We start from the raw sequence: 18,080 nt of genomic DNA on the forward strand, positions 1-18,080 counted from the left end.
TTCCGGAAATCAGGACAGGCAGGCGGAAACCGCGGCAGAACTATTCCTTGACGGTCGAAATATCCGGCGCGTCGACCGCCTTCATGCCGACGACGTGATAGCCGGAATCGACATGGTGCACCTCGCCGGTGACGCCACGCGACAGGTCCGACAGGAAATAGACGGCGGAATCGCCGACTTCTTCCTGGGTGACGGTCTGCTTCAGCGGCGAATTGTATTCGTTCCACTTGAGGATGTAGCGGAAGTCGCCGATGCCCGAAGCAGCCAAGGTCTTGATCGGCCCGGCCGAGATGGCGTTGACGCGGATCTTCTTGCCGCCGAGGTCGACGGCGAGATAGCGCACGCTGGCTTCGAGCGCGGCCTTGGCGACACCCATGACGTTGTAATGCGGCATGACCTTTTCGGCGCCGTAATAGGTCAGCGTCAGCAGCGAGCCGCCGTCGGTCATCAGCGCTTCGGCGCGCTTGGCGATGGTGGTGAAGGAATAGACCGAAATGTCCATGGTGCGCAGGAAATTGTCGCGCGTCGTCTCGACATAGCGTCCGGTCAGCTCGTCCTTGTCGGAAAAAGCGATGGCATGGACGAGGAAGTCGAGCTTGCCGCCCCAATGCTTGGCGACATTGGCAAACACCTCGTCGAGGCTCGCCGGATCAGTGACATCGCAATGACCGGCGACAAAGGCGCCCAATTCCGCAGCCAGCGGCTCGACGCGCTTCTTGAACGCCTCGCCCTGATAGGTCAGCGCGATCTCGGCGCCATGGTCGACGCAGGCCTTGGCGATGCCGTAGGCAATCGATCTGTTGTTGGCGACGCCCAGTATAAGGCCGCGCTTGCCGGCCATAAGGCCCTGTCCACCCGCCATGTCAGCGCTCTCCGAAAGATTTTCTGCTTTGGAGTGCCTATCGCACAGGCAGAAAGGCGCATCAAGCGCAGACGGGGCGCGCGTTCAATTCAGACACTCGGCGTGACAACGAATGGGGGATAATAAGGTTGTTGTGAGATTTGAACGCCTCACTGCGGCCAGCGCGCCTTGATGGCCCAGGCCCGGCCGACCAGCCGAATCGGCTGGCCGGCAACGCATCGGCCCTATCCAGCCATTTTGCGCCAGGGAATGAGCATTCCCACCTGCTTGCGGTAGCTTCGGTACTGATCGCCGAACATCGCGACGAGATCGCGTTCCTCGAGGAAGATGCCGAGCAGGATGTAGCCGGTGCTGCCCACCGCGAACAGGAGATGGCCCCATGTCATGGACGGCGTCGCCCAGAAGGCCAGGAGGAAGCCGACATAGAGCGGGTGCCGGACCCATTTGTAGAACAGTGGCGTCCTGAACACGGGCGGCGCCGGTTCGTTCTTGCGCAAAGCGGCGAGAACCTGGCGCAGGCCGAACAGTTCGAAATGGTTGATCAGAAAGGTGCTGGTCAACAATACCGCCCAGCCGAGCCAGAACACGCCATGCATGACGGCGACCCAGACCGGGTTCTCGGCCGTCCAGACGAGACCGGGAATCGGCCGCCATTGCCAGTAGAGCAGCAGCAGGATGAGGCTGGCCAAAAGCACATAGGTGCTGCGTTCGGCCGCGTGCGGGACAATCCGTGTCCACCAGCGCTTGAAAACCGGCCGCGCCATGATGCTGTGCTGGGCGGCGAAAAGGCCGAGCAGCAGCGCATTGACGACGACGGCTTCGACCGGACTTCCAGCGACTCCGGAATCGATGGATTTCGGCACGACCAGGTTGCCGACGAAACCGACCGCATAGAGAAACGAACCGAGAAAAATCAGGTATGCGGCAACGCCGTAGATAAGGGTGATTACGCCCGCCATGACTGCCCCTCCATGCAAGCATCAGGATTCGGTCGGTCGACCGAATTCAGTGTCAAAAACCATAAATTCTCTGACGAGTCAACTTGATCGGTCGCTCGACCGAGATAGAGTGGAGGGACGTCCAGCCCCGGACAGGAGAAGCTATGATCCGCCCAGATTGCACCGCTAACAGCGGCAGCCACGCCGCATGACGGACGCTGCCGAAGCCGTTACCCCACCGCAGAACAAGCAAAAGCGCGACACGCGCGCCGAACTGATTTCGGCCGCCGAGTTATGCCTCCATCAAGGCGGTTATGCCGATCTGTCGACGCGCCGCGTTGCCGAGATCGCCGGCGTTCCGCTCAGCCAGATCCATTACCATTTCGGCTCCAAGGAACGGCTGTTCCTGGCCCTGCTCGACCATCTGAACGAGGGCCTGCTGAAACGCCAGGCGGAGACTTTTGCGGCACCGATGCCGCTGTGGCAGCGCTGGGAGCGCGCTTGCGATTTCCTCGACGATGATCTGGCGTCCGGCTATGTCCGGATCCTGCACGAGATGATCGCGGCAAGCCTGTCGAGCCCCGAAATCGCCAAGGCGGTGCGCCGCGACCTGCGCGGCTGGTTCGAACTGCTGGACGGACTGGCGCAAGAGGCGGAGCGTCGGTTCGGCGGCCTCGGGCCATTCTCCGCCGCCGAAGTGACCAGCCTGGTCAGCGCCGCATTCCTCGGCAGCGAGACGATGATCCTGCTGGAGATCGAGAGCCCGCATGTCCCGGTGCGGCAGGCGTTGCGCCGCTTCGGCGAGACCATCCGGCGGATGGAGGAAGCGGCGCCCGGCAGCTAGCCAGCCAAGTCGGGCCGCATCAGCCCTTGCGGCTGCGCATCAGCGCTTCGAGTTCGCTGTCGCCGCCTTCCGGCAGCATGATGCGGACATGGGCGTAGAGATCGCCATGGCCGCCGGCCTTTTCCGGCAAGCCCCTGCCCTTCAGGCGCAGCACCTTATCGGAGCTCGACCAGGCCGGAATGTTGACCGCCAGCCTGCCGGTCGGCGTGTCGACCGGTACCTTGGCGCCCAGCACCGCGTCGGCCAACGCTACCTCCAGATCGGCATGCAGGTCACGGCCCTCGATGCGGTAGCGCGGGTGCCTGCGGATACGGATCTTGACCAGTGCATCGCCCGGCTGTCCCGGCCCCTGCTCGCCCTGGCCCTTCAGCCGGATGGTCTGGCCATCCTCGACATAGACCGGCAGCTTGACCGCGATCTTGCGGCCGTCGGGGAACATCGCCGTCACCTTTTCGGCGGTCGCTATCTCCTCGATGGTGACGTCGAGCGTGACGTTGAGATCGGCGGCTGTCGCCTGCTGGCGGCGGTCGCCGGCGCCAGCGCCGCGCGCACCGGAAAAAGCGTCGCCAAAGATCTGGCTGAAGATGTCGCTGTTGCCGTCGAAAGGATCGCCGCCCGGGCGGCCCGAACGGAATTCGAAGCGCGAGCCGCCGGCGCCCTGCTGGCGGCGGAAGCCACCGAACGGATCGCCGCCACCGGCCGCGCCCTCGAAGCCCTGGAATTTCGGCTTGCCGTCGGCGTCGATCTCGCCGCGGTCGAAGGCCGCACGGTTCTTCTCGTCGCCGACGACCTCATAGGCCTGATTGGCGGCGGCAAAACGGTCCTTGGCCTTTGGATCATTCGGATTCTGGTCCGGATGATACTTCTTGGCGAGCTTGCGGTAGGCCGATTTTATGTCCTTGGCCGATGCGTTCTTGGCCACGCCCAGCACCTCATAGGGGTCGCGCATGCGTCCTGCCCTGGAAAATGAGTTAAATCCACGTTGGCCCTTATATGCGCTCCCATAGGAAGAAATTCCAGTGGCGCGCAGGCTTATCGAGGGTTGAAATTGCGGTGCCCGCAAACCTCGAAAATCAGAGCGGTTTGAAGTCCTGCATGTGCCAGCCGCCGGCCGCGGCGATGCACAATTGCCCCTTGAACAAAGCGACGCCGTCGAAGCTTTCGCGCGAGGCGGTAAAGCTGCGGCAGGCCTGGCCGTTGTCCTGCACTTCGGCGAGTTCAGTGATGGAGCCGCGCGAGCCGGTGTCGGCATTCGCCCAGGGCACGGCCTGGCCGCGAAGCTCCTCGATGTCGGCCGAAGACACCGCATTGCCGATCGTGGTCTGGTCGGAAGCGCTGTCGGCGTCCGTCGATGTCACCCTGGCCGGCGCGCTTGAGGTGACGATGGAACGATCGACCTCGGCCTTTTCCAGGCTGAAGCCGCCGGCGCCGCAGGCGGCAAGCGGCAGTGCGATAATCACGATCACGGCTTTCGAACTGGCCGAAGCGATAACGCTCCATTGCCCGCTGTCAAAAGCTTGCGCGATACGCGACAATCGGCAACCTCCTGAAGCTCGATACAATTTGAGAAAAACTATGAGTGACACTGAGTTAACAAGTAGTGACTTTACCGAAGCCGCCGAGCCGTTCCGGCTCTTTGCCGAGTGGCTGGAGGACGCCAAGAAAAGCGAAATCAACGACGCCAACGGCGTAGCACTTGCAACCGTCGATGCCGACGGCATGCCGGATGTGCGGATGGTGCTGCTCAAGGGTTTCGATGAAAGCGGCTTTGTCTTCTACACGAATTTCGAGAGCGCCAAGGGCCGCGAGATTCTTGGCAGCATGAAGGCGGCGATGTGCTTCCACTGGAAATCGCTGCGCCGCCAGGTGCGCATACGCGGTCCGGTGGAGATCGTCAGCGACGCTGAAGCCGACGCCTATTACGCGACGCGGCCGCGCGGCAGCCGGATCGGCGCATGGGCTTCGAAACAGTCGCGGCCGCTGGAAAGCCGCTTTGCCCTGGAGAAGGCGGTGGCCGAATACACGGCGCGCTACCCTATCGGCGAAATCCCGCGGCCAAAGCACTGGTCGGGCTTCCGCATCGTGCCGCAGGCGATCGAGTTCTGGCACGACCGGCCATTCCGGCTGCACGATCGGCTGGTCTTTTCGCGCAACGCCGAAGGCGGCTGGGACAAGACACGGCTTTATCCCTGAGGATAAGTTCAGGCCTTCTTGCGCGTCATGAAGGCCGTCAACGCGGCGCGCGCTTCGTCGGACTTCAGCCGCTCGGAGAAACGCTCGCTCTCCACCTTGATGCGGGCGACAAGCTCGTCGCGCGGGGCGCGCATCAGGTCACGAGCGATCTTCAGCGCCTGCGGCGGCTTGGCGGCGATCGCGCCGGCCGCGGCGAGTGCCGCGGCTTCTAGCCCGTCCTCCTCGACCACCTCATAGATCAGGCCGGCGGCCTTGGCGCGTTCGGCGGAAAAACCTTGGCCGAGTCCAAGCAGCGCAAAGGCGCCCTGCCTGCCGAGGATGAGCGGCGCCAGCAGGCTGGAGCCCGCCTCCGGCACCAGGCCGAGGTCGACGAAGGGTGTGCGGAACACCGTGCGCGGCGTGGCGAAAGTCAGGTCGCAATGCAAATTGAGCGTGGTGCCGATGCCGACCGCAATGCCGTCGACGCCGGAGACCATCGGCTTCTCCGTTTTGGCCAGCGCCATCAGGAAGTCCCAGACCTCGTTGCCGCCCTCACCGCCGGTGGCGATGACCAGGAAATCGGCGAGATCGTTGCCGGAAGAGAAGGCGCCAGGCACACCGAGGAAGACATGGACGCGAACCGCCGGGTCGGCATCGCCATCGGCCAGCGCCTTGGACATTGTCGCGTACATGGCGCGCGTCAGTGCGTTCTTCTTGTCGGGACGGTTCATGCGGATGATCTGGATGGCGCCCTGGCGCTCGACGAGAATATGGTCTGTCACGGTCATTCTTCCCTGGTGAGCGCTCTGGTATTCAGGCCGTTATCAGCGCCTTGCCGGCGGTAGCGAGGCTCTCGGCGCCATCGATGACGCGTTCCTTCAAGGCGCTGACTTCGCCGAGCAGGTTTTCGGCGAAAAAGCGGCAAAGGGCGATGCGGCTCTGCTGGGCAAGTCCGCCACGCGCCAGATAAGCGCCGCCGGCAGCAAGCGAGATCAGCCTGAGATAGGGGGTCGCACCGGCTTGCGCTTCGTCCAGACGGCCGTCGGCCAGCAGCTTCTGCAGGAAGCGCGTCGCCTCGGTGAGATCGTCGAACGCCTGGTCAAGCGCTTCGGCGGTGCGGCCGAAGCCCTGCAGGTTCGAGGTCCGCACCTCGTCGGCGATGGCCTTCAGTTCGGCGATATAGCCATGCACATGCTCGCCGCCGCCAAGCGGCAATTTGCGGGCTACAAGGTCGATCGCCTGGATGCCGTTGGTGCCTTCATAGATCGGCGCAATGCGGGAGTCGCGATAGAGCGCGGCCGCGCCCGTCTCCTCGATGAAGCCCATACCGCCGTGGACCTGGACGCCGAGCGATGCGACATCGACGCCGATATCGGTGGAAAAGGCCTTGGCCAGCGGCGTCAGCAGATTGGCGCGATCGCCCCAATGCGCGGCCTCCTCGCCTGTCGACACACGCGCAAAGTCGATGGCATAGGCGCAGGAATACGAGATGGCGCGGGCGATCTGGGTCAAAGCCTTCATGGTCAAGAGATTGCGCTGCACGTCGGGGTGATGGACGATCGGCGCCATCCCGGCGCCTGAAAAGTCCGATGCCTCGCCCTGGCGGCGCTCATTGGCATAGGCGATCGCCTTCTGCGTCGCGGCTTCGGCCACTGCCACGCCCTGCATGCCGACGCAAAGCCTCGCGTTGTTCATCATGGTGAACATGCAGGCGAGCCCCTTGTTCTCCTCGCCGATCAGCCAACCGACGGCGCCGGGCGCAGCACCCTGGAACCCGTCGCCATAGATCATGGTGCAAGTCGGCGAGGCATGGATGCCGAGCTTGTGCTCGAGGCCGGAACAGAAGACGTCGTTGCGGGCACCGAGCGAGCCGTCATCATTGACCAGGAATTTCGGCACCAAAAACAGCGAGATGCCGCGCGTGCCGGCCGGTGCGTCGGGCAGCCGCGCCAGCACCAGATGGATGATGTTGTCGGTGAAATCATGCTCGCCATAGGTGATGAAGATCTTCTGGCCGAAGATGCGGTAGGTGCCGTCGCCGGCAGGCTCGGCGCGACTGCGCAAGGCGGCGAGATCGGAACCGGCCTGCGGCTCGGTCAGGTTCATCGTCCCCATCCACTCGCCGGAGACGAGCTTTGCCAGATACTTTGCCTTCAGCGCTTCGGAGGCATGCTTGTCCAGCGCCTCGACGGCGCCCATGGTCAGCGTCGGGCCGATGCCGAAGGCCATGGCGGCGGAGTTCCACATTTCGAGCGCGGCAACGCCGAGCATGGTCGGCAGGCCCTGGCCACCGAATTCTTCCGGTCCGGACAGCGCGTTCCAGCCACCGCCGATCCAGCTGCGGTAAAGCGCCCTCCAGCCGGGCGGCATGGTCACGGCTGCATCCTTCAGCACCGCGCCGTGCTCGTCGCCGATCTTGTAGAGCGGCGCCACTTCCTCGCTGGCGAAGCGGCCGGCCTCGGCCAGGATGGCGTCGACAAGGTCTTCGCCGAGGTCGCCGAACGCGCCGCTGTCGAGCGCCGGTTTGAGCCCGGCGACATGCTTGAGCGTGAACGAAATGTCGTCGACCGGGGCCTTGTACATGCCGCTTTCTCCTCCGCTGCTCCGACTGCTCGATCCTAGGACCCAGGCCGATGCAAAACCATCCGCCTCTGGGCGGCCTCCGACCTTCTTTTTACGTAAACGTCAAACTTTGTCACGCGGATTTTCATCGAACTTCGTCGTCCACAGGTGGAGCGGGAGCGTAGCGGATGCCGAGTACCATGTCGCGACCTCGCGCCAGGGGCGCAACGGTGCAGAATTCCGCGCCGTGGCAACGCTTCGAAGTCGCGGAATGCATACTGTGGTCCGCGCCGCGTCGCTTCGCTCCTTGCTTCGCCATAGAATGACGAAATCGCGAGAGCGACAGGACTCCTGCCCGAAAGCACTTCCTTAACCATACCGGTCCACCATCGGTGTTTGGTCAGCGGGGATCCCCTGTTTGAAAACGCCGGCGCATCTTCTTCGCCGCTCAGCGATCGCTCTCGCGGCGATGATGGCGCTGACGTCAGCGGCTACAGCCTCGGACTTTTCCGAGCCTTGGCGGGATGGCGACCGCGCGCTGGTGGTCGACGCCTATGAATACAATTCCATCGACTGGGCGCAGCTTGCCACCGACAAGCGCATTGTCGGCTTCATCAACAAGGCCTCCGACGGGCTGCCGCCGCCCTATTTCTGCTACGGCGACGAGCCTACGGTCAAACTCTGCAAGACATTGTGGAAACGCTTTGCGGTGACGCGCGAGCTGTTTCAGACGCGCAAGGTGGTGGCCAAGGCGCTCGGCCTGAAATGGGGCGCCTATCATCTTGCCCGCCCCGGCAATCCGCTCGAGCAGGCCAACAGTTTCATCGATTTCGCCGAGCCAGCCCCTGACGATCTGCTCGCCCTCGATCTCGAAGGCAACGACCCCTCGCAATGGATGTCGCTCGAGGATGCCGAGGAATTCGTGCGCCAGGTGCACCGGCGGCTCGGCCGTTTCCCGATCCTCTACACCAACGGCAAGACCGCCCAGTACATCGCCGACAACCGCTACCAATACCGTCTGCTGTCGCGGCTGCCGCTCTGGTATGCGCGCTACAAGCCCGACATCGACGTGCATTTTCCGATGGGCAACTGGCAGGGCTATGCGCTGTGGCAGTTCTCGGCGCAGGCCAATTGCGGGCGCCTGCGCTGCCCCTACCGCGTCGCCGGCACGCCCAACGACATCGACGTCAACGTCGCGCCGATGGACGCGGCGGCACTGCGCCAGCAATGGCCCTTCGGCGGCCTGATCGACGTGCCGCCCGACTACCTCGCCTCGATACCGGTGCCGGTGTCGCGCGCGGCCGGGCTCGCCGGCAAAGTCACCATCACATACGCCGATGTGGCGACGCCACCGACGGTCGAGGAAATGGTGGCGGTGCTCGGCGCGCGCTGGCAGACATTCCGCGCCGCCTTCCGCATGCCGGTGGTCAAGACGGTGCCGCGCCGCGCGCGCTTCGGTATTGCCGAGTATGTCGCCTGGAAGCGGACCACGTATCGTTCGGAGGCTCTGCTCGAGGCCGCCTTCTCGCAGGCCGCCGACCCGGTCAGCACCGCTTCGACGGAACTGGTTCGCGAGCGCTGAGGCTTATGTGGCGGCGCTGGCCTTTTCCCGCGCCACCGCCTGCCAGCCTATGTCGCGGCGGCAGAAGCCTTGCGGCCAGTCGATACGGTCGAGCGCGGCGTAAGCGCGGCTTTGCGCTTCGCCCACCGTCTTGCCTGATGCCGTGACGTTCAGCACGCGGCCGCCATTGGCGACCAGCGCGCCGCCATTGATGGCAGTGCCGGCATGGAAAATCTCAACGCCTTCGCCAGCGGCTTCGTCGAGAGCCCGAATGACCGAGCCTTTTTCCGGCGTCCCGGGATAGCCCTGTGCCGCCATCACCACGGTCAGCGCGGCATCGTCGCGCCAGCGGATCGAACTGTGCGCCAACTGGCCGTCGACGGCGGCGTTGAGCAGCACCAGCAGATCGTCCTTCAGCCGCATCATCAGCACCTGACACTCGGGATCGCCGAAGCGGGTATTGTATTCGATCAGCTTCGGCCCCTTGTCGGTGATCATCAGCCCGGCAAACAGAATACCGGCGAACGGCGCGCCAAGCTCGGCCATGCCGCGCATGGTCGGCTCGACGATCTCGCGCATGGTGCGCTCGACAATTTCGGGGCTCATCACCGGCGCCGGCGAATAGGCGCCCATGCCGCCGGTGTTGGGGCCGGTATCGCCATCGCCGACGCGCTTGTGGTCCTGCGCGGTGCCAAAGGGAAGTGCGGTCGTGCCGTCGCACAGGCAGAAGAAACTCGCCTCCTCGCCGGTCATGAATTCCTCGACCACGACCTCAGCGCCGGCGTCACCGAATGCGCCGTCGAAACAAGCATCGAGGGCGGCGCGCGCCTCGTCCAGCGTCATGGCGATGGTGACGCCCTTGCCGGCAGCGAGCCCATCGGCCTTGATGACGATCGGCGCTCCCATCTTTTCGACGTAGGCCTTTGCCGCGGTCAGATCGGTGAAGCGGCCATAGGCAGCGGTCGGGATATCGTATTTGGCGCAGAGGTCCTTGGTAAAACCTTTCGAGCCTTCGAGCCTTGCGGCGCGCTTCGACGGTCCGAAGACGCGGATGCCTTCGCCGCGCAGGTCATCGGCAATGCCGGCGACCAGCGGGCCTTCCGGCCCGACGACGACGAGGTCGATCGCGTTGTCCTTGCAGAAGCTGGCAACAGCGGCATGGTCGGCGATGTCGAGCTTGACCAGTTCGGCCTCGTGGGCGATGCCCGGATTGCCGGGCGCGGCATAGAGCCTGGTCAAAAGCGGCGAGGCCGCGATCTTCCAGGCCAGGGCATGTTCGCGGCCGCCGGAGCCGATCAACAAAACGCGCATGCCGATGTCCCTTGTCATTTCACGACAGGGACTGCGCTATTGCCCCGGGCGGCGCGGGTCAAGAGTTTTACCTTGCGCCATACCGGTTGCGCACGGGAACGTCGCGCCGAGAGCACGGCGTCCCCGGCCGGTATCAGCTCTGGAAGACGACCGGGAACCAGTCCTCGCGCAGTTTCTGGCCGGGCTTCATGTCATGGCCGGGATAGGGCGGCGAGGTACGGCCGGGGCGCTCGACATAGCGCGCATCGTCGCCGACCCAGCGCAGCGACAGCGCCCGGCGACGCGCCGCGGTCGGATTGCCGCGCGCACCATGCGCGGTGCGGAAGTCGAACAGGATGGCGTCGCCCGGCTCCATCTCCCATTCGAGCACCTTCAGCGACGGGTCCTTGTCTGGATCCGGCACGGGCAGATAATCGCCCTCGCCGGCATAGAAATTGCTGTCATCGAGCCAGCGCACCGGCAGGATCATCTTGTCCCATTTGTGCGAGCCGGCGATCAGCCGCAGCGTCGCTTCCTTGACCGGATCGATCGGAATCCAGAAGCTGACGGTCTGGGTGCCATCGACGAAGTAATACGGGATGTCCTGGTGCCAAGGCGTCGGCTTTTGCGTGCCCGGTTCCTTGACCAGCACATGGTCGTGGAAGAACTGGGCGCTGCGCGACTGCATCGCCGCTGCCGCGAGTTCCGCGGCCGGGGAATTGCGCACCACGTCGACGAATTCGGGAATGCGCTCCCAATTGCAGTAATCGTCGAAGAAGCTGCCCTTGCCGTTGGCGATGTCCGACGCCGTGGCGCTGCGGTTTTGCATGTTGCGCTCGATGCCGGCGCCGATGGTGCCGACCCAGTCCTTGAAAGCGCCGCGTATGCAGACCGCGCCGTCGCGCTGGTAGTCGGCAATCGCTGCGGCATCGATATGTCTGGCGGCCATCTCATGTTTTCCCTGTTTCGATGACCGACTATCGCAGCCGCCGTACATCGCGTAAAATAATAACTTCTCATCTCTCTTATAGTTTTAGACTATGAATCTGACCCTCACCCAGCTGCGTTACCTCGTCGCCGTCGCACGGCATGGCAGCGTCACCGCGGCCGCGCGGATGCTGAACGTCTCGCAGCCCTCGATCTCGGTGGCGATCGACAATGTCGAAGCGACGCTCGGCCAGAAACTGTTCGTGCGCCAGCGCGGCAGCGGCATCGCGCTGACCTCGTTCGGCCGCAGCGCGGTGGCGAAGGCAAAGCAGGTGCTGGCCGAAGCGGACGAACTGGTTGGGCTCGGGACGCGCGACGCCGATGTCGGGGGCGAACTTGTGCTCGGCTGTTTCGAGGATCTGGCGCCTTATTTCGCGCCGGCGCTGATCCGCGCTTTTTCGCAACGCTGCCCGGCGGTCACCGTGGTGGTCCGCGACGAGACCTTCGAGACGCTGGGCCGGCGGCTCGGCGATGCGGCAATCGATCTCGGCCTGACCTACGATCTCGGCCTGCCCTCGCACTTCGCCCGCATCCTGCTGCATGAGCTGCGGCCACACGCGCTTCTGCCGCAAGGCCACGCGCTGGCCAGCCAGGCCAGCGTCAGCCTGGCGGAGCTGGCGACCCATCCCTTGATCACCACCGACCAGCCGCACAGCTGGCAGCATATGCTGGACCTGTTCCTCAGCCGCGGCCTGTCGCCGGTCTCGCAATCGACGGCGAGTTCGTTCGAACTGCAGCGCAGCATGGTCGCCAACGGCTTCGGCGTCGCGGTGAGCTACACCAGGCCTTATGGCGACAGGAGTTATGACGGGCTGCCGCTGGTCTGCAAGCCGCTGTCCGATCCGCTGCCGATGCAGCGCATCATCCTCACCCATGACACAAGGCAAAGGCTGTCGAAGGCGGCGCTGGCCTTCACGGAGGTGGCGAAGGAATGGTTTGCCAGCCACGATATTTTCACCGCCTGAGCGACAATGCGGCCGCTTGACGGGGCACGCCGCTGCTGCCACTCCAGCACGATGGAAACCATCCAGTCGAAAGCCGCACAGGGCCGCGTCGCCGACGCGCCGAGCGGCCATTGGGTCTACAAGATATTGCCGCGCTGGCTGTGGCCTTACGCGCAGCTTGCGCGCTGGGACCGGCCGATCGGCTGGCAATTGCTGATGTGGCCCTGCTGGTGGTCGGCAGCGCTTGCGGCCAGCGCCTATCCGCGCGCAAGCGACCCGTTGCTCACATTGCTGCCGTCGCCGTGGTTCCTGTTCCTGTTCTTTGTCGGCGCCGTCGCCATGCGTGGCGCCGGCTGCACCTATAACGACATTGTCGACCAGGACATCGACAACAAGGTCGAGCGCACGCGCTCGCGGCCATTGCCGGCCGGCAAGGTGACGCGCCGCCAAGCCTGGGCGTTCCTGGTCATCCAGGCCTTGCTGGGCCTCGTCGTGCTGCTGCAGTTCAACGACTTCGCCATTCCGCTCGGCATCGTCTCGCTGGTCATCGTTGCCGTCTATCCCTTCATGAAGCGCTTCACCAACTGGCCGCAATTGGTGCTCGGGCTCGCCTTCTCCTGGGGTGCACTGATGGGCTGGGCGGTCGAGTTCGGCGATCTCGATGGCCCGGCCATCATGCTCTATATCGGCTCGATCCTGTGGGTGATCGGCTACGACACCATCTATGCACATCAGGACAAGGAAGACGACGCAATCGTCGGCGTGCGCTCGACGGCGCGGCTGTTCGGCGACAACACCAAGACCTGGCTGGTCGGGCTTTATGGCGGCACGCTGGTCTGCTTCGCCATCGCCTTCGCCTCGGCGCAGGTGCCGGTGGTGGCGCTGGCCGGGCTGATCGCCGCCGGCGCCCATATGGCGCGGCAGATAGCGGTTCTGGATATCGACGATCCCGATCAATGCCTGCGGCTGTTCAAATCCAACAACCAGGTCGGCTGGTTGATCTTCATCGGCCTGATCGGCGGTGCGCTGTGGGTGGCGCTAAAGCCGCTGGTTTAATCTCCTTCTCCCCGTCACTACACGGGGAGAAGGTGCCGGCAGCCGGATGAGGGGCAGCGCCAATCTTTGCAGTTGAGGTGAGATGCACAGCGGCGATATTGCGAGAAATGCCTCGGTCAGCGCCGCCCCTCATCGCCCTGCCGGGCGTTGGTCACTCGAAAAGCCAAGCAATTGGCTTTTCGTCCGCTACGCGGACCGCTCCTCAACCCCGTATAGTGACGGGGAGAAGAAGGCTGTCGTCGGCGGTTTCGCCAATCGCCGGTCAAGCTACTCTCTCGAAATAATCTCCTGGCCGTCGATCACCAGCCTCAGCCCGAGATTGCCGGCCCTGCGGCGGGCGAGGAAGCGCGGGCGGCGCGTGGTCGAGACCCGGCCCTTGCGGCGATCCTTGGCCGGCAGCGCCTTGATGGCGGCGCCGAGCGATTCCTCAAGCGTGCGGGCAATGCCGTCGGATTCGATCAGCAGCATCTGCAGCCGGTAGGCGTCGGCCCAGGCGCGCCAGTCGGCGGCGACGTCGTCGAGATCGTCGGCCACCAGCAGCGGCACCGACAGCATCGGGTCGTTGTGCAGGAGTTCGAGGGTTACCGTGACATTGCCTTGCGCATCCTCCATCGCGCGGGCGGCAACGCCGCGAAACGCGTTGGCGGGCAGCGCGATGATCGCCGGCACGCCGCTCATCTCGAGCGTGCGGCGGATGACGGCGCCGCGCTGGTCGATGGTGAAGGTAACGTCGCCATAGTCGTCGCGCGTGGCATAGCTCACCACTTGCGGCAGGCGGAATGGGTCGAGGCGCATGTTGCGCCCGGCCCAGACGGGCTTCAATACACTGTTCATCTGCTGCCTTCCTGTGTTTCTCCTGAGAGCCGCTTTCACGGATCCCACCGGGCCAGTTTTCCCGGCCTCGTTGTGTGAAACATTAGCGCGAGCTTCTGCCGCGCGGCTTAAGAAAGTCAGTTAAATTTTGCTGATCTCAGGCGATGGTTATCGGAATGAAACCAGCCACAAAATGTTGAAAGGATCAGATAACCTTACCGGGATTCATGATGCCGGCCGGATCGAAGACGGCCTTCACCCGGCGCATCAGTTCGATCGCCATTGGCGGCGCGGTGGCGATCAGTTCGTCGCGCTTCAACTGGCCGATGCCATGCTCGGCCGAGATCGAACCGTGGAAGGAGCGCACGACATCGTGCACGGCATGGTTCATGGCGTGGTAGAGGCCGAGAAACGCTTCGTCGTCACCGCCCTCCGGCCGGGAGATGTTGTAGTGCAGATTGCCGTCGCCCATATGACCGAAGCAGACCACGCGCGCCTGCGGACTGACCGAAGCCACTGCACCGGCCGCCTTTTCGATAAACGCCGGGATGGATGCCACCGGCACCGAAATATCATGCTTGATCGAAGCACCTTCGGGCTTTTGCGAATCCGGCAGCACCTCGCGGAAGTTCCAGAACGCGTCGCCCTGCGCCAGGCTGGCCGCGATCACCGCGTCGCCGACGATGCCTTGCTGGAGGCCTGCCGACAGCACTTCTTCGATCAGCCCCCTGGCGTCCTCGGCTGAACGGCCCGACGACACCTGCATCAACACATACCATGGCCAATCCTGCGCCAGCGGCCGCGTGACGCCCTGCGCATGGCGCAGCGTGAAATCATACGGACGCCGGCCGATCAGCTCGAAGGCGGTGAGTGCCGCCCCTGCCCGGTCCATCGCCAGGCTGAACAGCGAAAGCGCTGCTTCCGGCGACGACAGGCCGGCAAAGGCCACTTCGCGCCCCTTGGGCTTGGGAAACAGTTTCAGCACCGCTGCGGTGATGATGCCGAGCGTGCCTTCGGCGCCGACGAACAGGTTCTTCAGATCGTAGCCGGTGTTGTCCTTCTTCAATTTGCGCAGATCGTCGAAGACCTCGCCGGTCGGCAGCACCACTTCGACGCCGAGGCAGAGTTCGCGCGCATTGCCATAGGCAAGCACGCCGGTGCCGCCGGCATTGGACGAGAGATTGCCGCCGATCTGGCAGGACCCTTGCGCGGCGAGCGACAGCGGAAACAGCCGGTCGGCGGCATCGGCCGCTTCCTGCAGCGTCTGCAGGATAACGCCGGCCTCGACTGTTACCGTGTTGGAGAAGACGTCGATCTCGCGAATGCGGTTCAGCCGCGACAAAGAAAGCACGATCTCGCGGCCGGATGCGTCAGGCACCTGGGCGCCGACCAGCCCGGTGTTGCCGCTTTGCGGCACGACCGGCGTTCCCGTCTCGCTCGCCAGGCGCATGATCCGGCTGATCTCGTCGACGCTGCCGGGGCGCAGCACCAAGGCGGTCCTGCCGTGCCATAGGCCGCGCCGCTCGGTCAGATACGGCGCAATATCGGCCTGGTCGCGCAGCGCATATTTGTCGCCGACGATTGCCGCGAAGCGGGCGATGAGAGCGGGATCGAGGTCGAAGGGTGCGTCGTTCATGGGCGCAAACTATGGCGCTCAATCGAGCTTGTCACGGGGGGCAGCGGCACGAAACAGCCGATCGTTGATCGCCTCGCCGAGCCCATCGAACGGGATCGGCTCGACGGCGATCGTCGCCGCACCGCTGCGGTCGAGTTCCTGCAAATACGCGAACAGATTGCTTGCGGCTTCGCGCAAATCGCCTGACGCGGACAGGTTGCGCAAGGCGGCCGCCGCCTGCCAGCCTTCGGCGCGGTCGCCACCAAAGGCCAGCAAGGCCTCGCCTTCAGCCACACTCTGTGCATCGAGCCGCACCGATGCGCGCGGCGCATAATGCGACGCCAGCATGCCGGGCGCCTCGATGCCGGCTGTCGCGCCGCGCTGCAGCTTAATGCCGGTGACGGCCTCGATATCGGCGGCAGCGATGCCGCCTGGCCTCAGCAGCCGCACGCTGTTGCCTTCGACCTTGACGATGGTCGATTCCAGCCCGACCGGGGTGGCGCCGCCATCGACCACCAGCTGGATTTTGGCGCCGAGATCGGCCGCGACGGCTTGCGCCGTCGTGGCGCTGATCTTGCCCGAAGAGTTCGCGCTGGGCGCGGCCAACGGCCGGCCGAGTCTGGCGATCAGCTCGCCGCCGAACCCCCTCGGCATGCGCAGCGCGATCGTATCGAGCCCGGCGGTGACCAGCGGATGGATGCCGTTGCCGGGTCGGAGCGGCAGCACCAGCGTCAGCGGCCCCGGCCAGAACGCCTCGGCCAGCCGCTTCGAAAGCGGGTCGAAGATCGCAATGCGCTCGGCCATCGCCAGATCGGCGACATGGGCGATCAGCGGGTTGAAGCGCGGCCGGCCCTTGGCTTCGAAAATGCGGGCGACGCCGACGCCATTGGTCGCGTCGCTGGCCAGTCCATAGACGGTCTCCGTCGGGATGGCGACGACGTCGCCGCCCTCAAGCAGCGCCAACGCCTGCTCCATCGCTTCGCCGACGGATAGTATCTCAGCCACTCGCTTCACCTCACAGGCACCGGACCTAAAGCGCGTCGCGCTGAACCGGATTCATGCGACGCGCTTTAGGTCTTTGTTTTGATGCATGTCGTTCTCTCAAAACCGGGGCCACTTTTGAGCGACATGCATTAGAGCGGTTCAGCGGTTCGCTGAAACGCTCTAAGTATTTGTTTTTGCGCAATTCCGGACGGAAAACCGCTACTCACTTTTCCTGGAATTGCTCTAATACGGCAGTGGTTTTCGGGCAAGCCGGCGTTGGCGAATTATCAATGCCTAAAATGCTACGTTTCCCTGCAAGCCGGCATCAATCCACTGGGGTTAAGGCTATTTGCGGTTAGGGCTGGCGGCTTGTCGGGCAAGGGGACGGTTTCGATGTCGATGCGTGTGCTTGGAGCGCTTGGTTTCACCCTGGCGGCGATGACCGGTGGGGCGCACGCCTCGTCGATCGTCTTTCTCGGCGTCTCGACCTCGACGCCATCGGTCATCAAGGTTGGCGGATCCGAACCGGTCAGGATCGCCTCGTCGCCATCGATCGTCGCACTCGGCGATGCCCAGCCCGATGTGACTTATGAAAAGGTCGCGGCGATCCCCGAAAAGCCTAGGCACGGCCAGGACCCGATGATCATTCGCGGCGGCATCGTCGGCGGCGCCTTCGCCGCGCCGGCTCCGGCCAGGGCGAGCGCCGCGGCGCCGGCGACTGAGCCGACGGCAGAGACCGCACCAGCCGGAACTGCAACGGCATCGAACGGCAAGCCCGAGTCGCAACCGGCAGCGCCGCAGCCGGCAGCAACACCGCAGCAGCCGATCGAGGGCGTCGGCAAAGCCGAGTAGGCCATTCAGCCAAAACAGTCGGCCAAGACAGTCGGCCGATCCATGCCGCTTGACGCCGATCGACGCCCCGGCGCAGGATCGGCTTGGCGGCGGCGGCCCCAATTTCGCCAATCGGGTTTGGCATGAGCGCGCCGGGTTCTAGGAGAGCGAGGGGTTATCATGAACATGACGAAATCTTTGACTATTGCCGGCCTGTTGCTGGCGTCACCTATAGGTGTCGGCGGCGCGCAGGCCGGTGACGAGCTAGGGTCCTACGTCGCGCGCATTTCCGATCGCGACCACCATGCCAGCGACGGCTATGAGCTGAGCAGCGCAGCACAGATGGTGCGGCAGGACCGTGCCAACTGGCACAAGTTCCACCGGCGCGATGCCGACGACCAGGGCGATGACTGGTTCCGCAGCAACGATGATCGCGCGTATCTGGAACGCATGCTGAAGCGCGGTGGCGCGATGAGCTCCTCGACACGGAACGCCATCGTCAATGGCGAGCCGCTGATCCAGGTCGACGTCTATTCAGACAGCGTGCATGTCAGCATTTTGGAGGACTGACGGAGTCAGCCTCGGGAGGACTGAAAACAAGACGGGCGGCGTGTGAACGCC

Annotated in this window: 18 protein-coding genes; 7 read left to right on the forward strand and 11 right to left on the reverse strand. The window is 64.3% G+C overall.

Annotated elements, in window-relative coordinates; translation table 11 throughout:
- Window positions 1–40 precede the first annotated feature (40 nt).
- Window positions 41–862: an enoyl-ACP reductase FabI gene (gene fabI, locus NL532_RS26435; RefSeq protein WP_023727494.1), complete on the reverse strand. Its 822-nt coding sequence runs from the start codon at window positions 860–862 to the stop codon at window positions 41–43.
- A 224-nt stretch (window positions 863–1,086) separates the two neighbouring features.
- Window positions 1,087–1,821 carry a methanethiol S-methyltransferase gene (gene mddA / locus NL532_RS26440; RefSeq protein WP_023830035.1) on the reverse strand — a complete coding sequence of 245 codons (735 nt, stop codon included), beginning with the start codon at window positions 1,819–1,821 and terminating at the stop codon, window positions 1,087–1,089.
- 187 nt (window positions 1,822–2,008) lie between these two features.
- Here mddA and NL532_RS26445 point away from each other — a divergent pair, with 187 nt between their 5' ends.
- Window positions 2,009–2,644 carry a TetR/AcrR family transcriptional regulator gene (locus tag NL532_RS26445; RefSeq protein ID WP_023706649.1) on the forward strand — a complete coding sequence of 212 codons (636 nt, stop codon included), beginning with the start codon at window positions 2,009–2,011 and terminating at the stop codon, window positions 2,642–2,644.
- 19 nt (window positions 2,645–2,663) lie between these two features.
- Here NL532_RS26445 and NL532_RS26450 read toward each other — a convergent pair whose 3' ends face one another.
- Both NL532_RS26450 and NL532_RS26455 read right to left on the reverse strand, forming a co-directional pair.
- Complete coding sequence (locus tag NL532_RS26450; RefSeq protein WP_023687130.1) at window positions 2,664–3,593, reverse strand: DnaJ C-terminal domain-containing protein; 930 nt, start codon at window positions 3,591–3,593, stop codon at window positions 2,664–2,666.
- Window positions 3,594–3,717: 124 nt separating this feature from the next.
- Entirely contained in the window at window positions 3,718–4,179 is a 462-nt protein-coding gene (locus NL532_RS26455; protein WP_023687129.1) for an RT0821/Lpp0805 family surface protein, read from the reverse strand.
- A gap of 40 nt (window positions 4,180–4,219) precedes the next feature.
- On the opposite strand from NL532_RS26455, the gene pdxH reads away from it, so the two are divergent.
- Window positions 4,220–4,837 carry a pyridoxamine 5'-phosphate oxidase gene (gene pdxH / locus NL532_RS26460; protein ID WP_023668448.1) on the forward strand — a complete coding sequence of 206 codons (618 nt, stop codon included), beginning with the start codon at window positions 4,220–4,222 and terminating at the stop codon, window positions 4,835–4,837.
- Window positions 4,838–4,845: 8 nt separating this feature from the next.
- On the opposite strand, the gene NL532_RS26465 is transcribed toward pdxH, so the two are convergent.
- Both NL532_RS26465 and NL532_RS26470 read right to left on the reverse strand, forming a co-directional pair.
- On the reverse strand, window positions 4,846–5,598 hold the full coding sequence (locus tag NL532_RS26465; RefSeq protein WP_031203548.1) for a crotonase/enoyl-CoA hydratase family protein: 753 nt from the start codon (window positions 5,596–5,598) through the stop codon (window positions 4,846–4,848).
- Between the two features lie 31 nt (window positions 5,599–5,629).
- On the reverse strand, window positions 5,630–7,399 hold the full coding sequence (locus NL532_RS26470) for an acyl-CoA dehydrogenase family protein (RefSeq protein ID WP_023830033.1): 1,770 nt from the start codon (window positions 7,397–7,399) through the stop codon (window positions 5,630–5,632).
- A gap of 448 nt (window positions 7,400–7,847) precedes the next feature.
- Between NL532_RS26470 and NL532_RS26475 the strand changes: the two genes are divergently transcribed.
- Window positions 7,848–8,960: a glycoside hydrolase family 25 protein gene (locus NL532_RS26475; protein ID WP_023723281.1), complete on the forward strand. Its 1,113-nt coding sequence runs from the start codon at window positions 7,848–7,850 to the stop codon at window positions 8,958–8,960.
- Between the two features lie 3 nt (window positions 8,961–8,963).
- Here the strand turns inward: NL532_RS26475 and purD are convergent, their stop codons facing one another.
- Together purD and NL532_RS26485 are read right to left on the reverse strand one after the other, a co-directional pair.
- Entirely contained in the window at window positions 8,964–10,250 is a 1,287-nt protein-coding gene (purD, locus tag NL532_RS26480; RefSeq protein ID WP_023727498.1) for a phosphoribosylamine--glycine ligase, read from the reverse strand.
- 133 nt (window positions 10,251–10,383) lie between these two features.
- On the reverse strand, window positions 10,384–11,178 hold the full coding sequence (locus tag NL532_RS26485) for a phytanoyl-CoA dioxygenase family protein (protein WP_023752609.1): 795 nt from the start codon (window positions 11,176–11,178) through the stop codon (window positions 10,384–10,386).
- Window positions 11,179–11,269: 91 nt separating this feature from the next.
- Between NL532_RS26485 and NL532_RS26490 the strand changes: the two genes are divergently transcribed.
- Both NL532_RS26490 and ubiA read left to right on the forward strand, forming a co-directional pair.
- Window positions 11,270–12,181 (forward strand): LysR family transcriptional regulator, encoded by a 912-nt coding sequence (locus tag NL532_RS26490; RefSeq protein ID WP_023668455.1) that lies wholly within the window; start codon window positions 11,270–11,272, stop codon window positions 12,179–12,181.
- A 51-nt stretch (window positions 12,182–12,232) separates the two neighbouring features.
- On the forward strand, window positions 12,233–13,216 hold the full coding sequence (gene ubiA, locus NL532_RS26495; protein ID WP_023830030.1) for a 4-hydroxybenzoate octaprenyltransferase: 984 nt from the start codon (window positions 12,233–12,235) through the stop codon (window positions 13,214–13,216).
- Between the two features lie 267 nt (window positions 13,217–13,483).
- Here the strand turns inward: ubiA and NL532_RS26500 are convergent, their stop codons facing one another.
- The 3 genes from NL532_RS26500 to NL532_RS26510 form a co-directional block, all read right to left on the reverse strand.
- Window positions 13,484–14,050 (reverse strand): DUF6101 family protein, encoded by a 567-nt coding sequence (locus NL532_RS26500; RefSeq protein WP_023668457.1) that lies wholly within the window; start codon window positions 14,048–14,050, stop codon window positions 13,484–13,486.
- A gap of 184 nt (window positions 14,051–14,234) precedes the next feature.
- Window positions 14,235–15,665 carry an FAD-binding oxidoreductase gene (locus tag NL532_RS26505; protein ID WP_023687121.1) on the reverse strand — a complete coding sequence of 477 codons (1,431 nt, stop codon included), beginning with the start codon at window positions 15,663–15,665 and terminating at the stop codon, window positions 14,235–14,237.
- A gap of 18 nt (window positions 15,666–15,683) precedes the next feature.
- Window positions 15,684–16,649 (reverse strand): L-threonylcarbamoyladenylate synthase, encoded by a 966-nt coding sequence (locus NL532_RS26510; RefSeq protein WP_023709889.1) that lies wholly within the window; start codon window positions 16,647–16,649, stop codon window positions 15,684–15,686.
- Window positions 16,650–17,021: 372 nt separating this feature from the next.
- Between NL532_RS26510 and NL532_RS26515 the strand changes: the two genes are divergently transcribed.
- Together NL532_RS26515 and NL532_RS26520 are read left to right on the forward strand one after the other, a co-directional pair.
- A complete protein-coding gene (locus tag NL532_RS26515) occupies window positions 17,022–17,480 on the forward strand; it encodes a hypothetical protein (protein ID WP_023706636.1) in 459 nt (152 codons plus the stop codon).
- Between the two features lie 165 nt (window positions 17,481–17,645).
- The gene (locus NL532_RS26520) at window positions 17,646–18,029 is read left to right on the forward strand and encodes a hypothetical protein (RefSeq protein ID WP_081732299.1); all 384 of its coding nucleotides are present in this window, start codon (window positions 17,646–17,648) and stop codon (window positions 18,027–18,029) included.
- Window positions 18,030–18,080: the final 51 nt, after the last annotated feature.

It is taken from the genome of Mesorhizobium sp. C120A (assembly GCF_030323105.1).
Classification (GTDB): Bacteria; Pseudomonadota; Alphaproteobacteria; order Rhizobiales; family Rhizobiaceae; genus Mesorhizobium.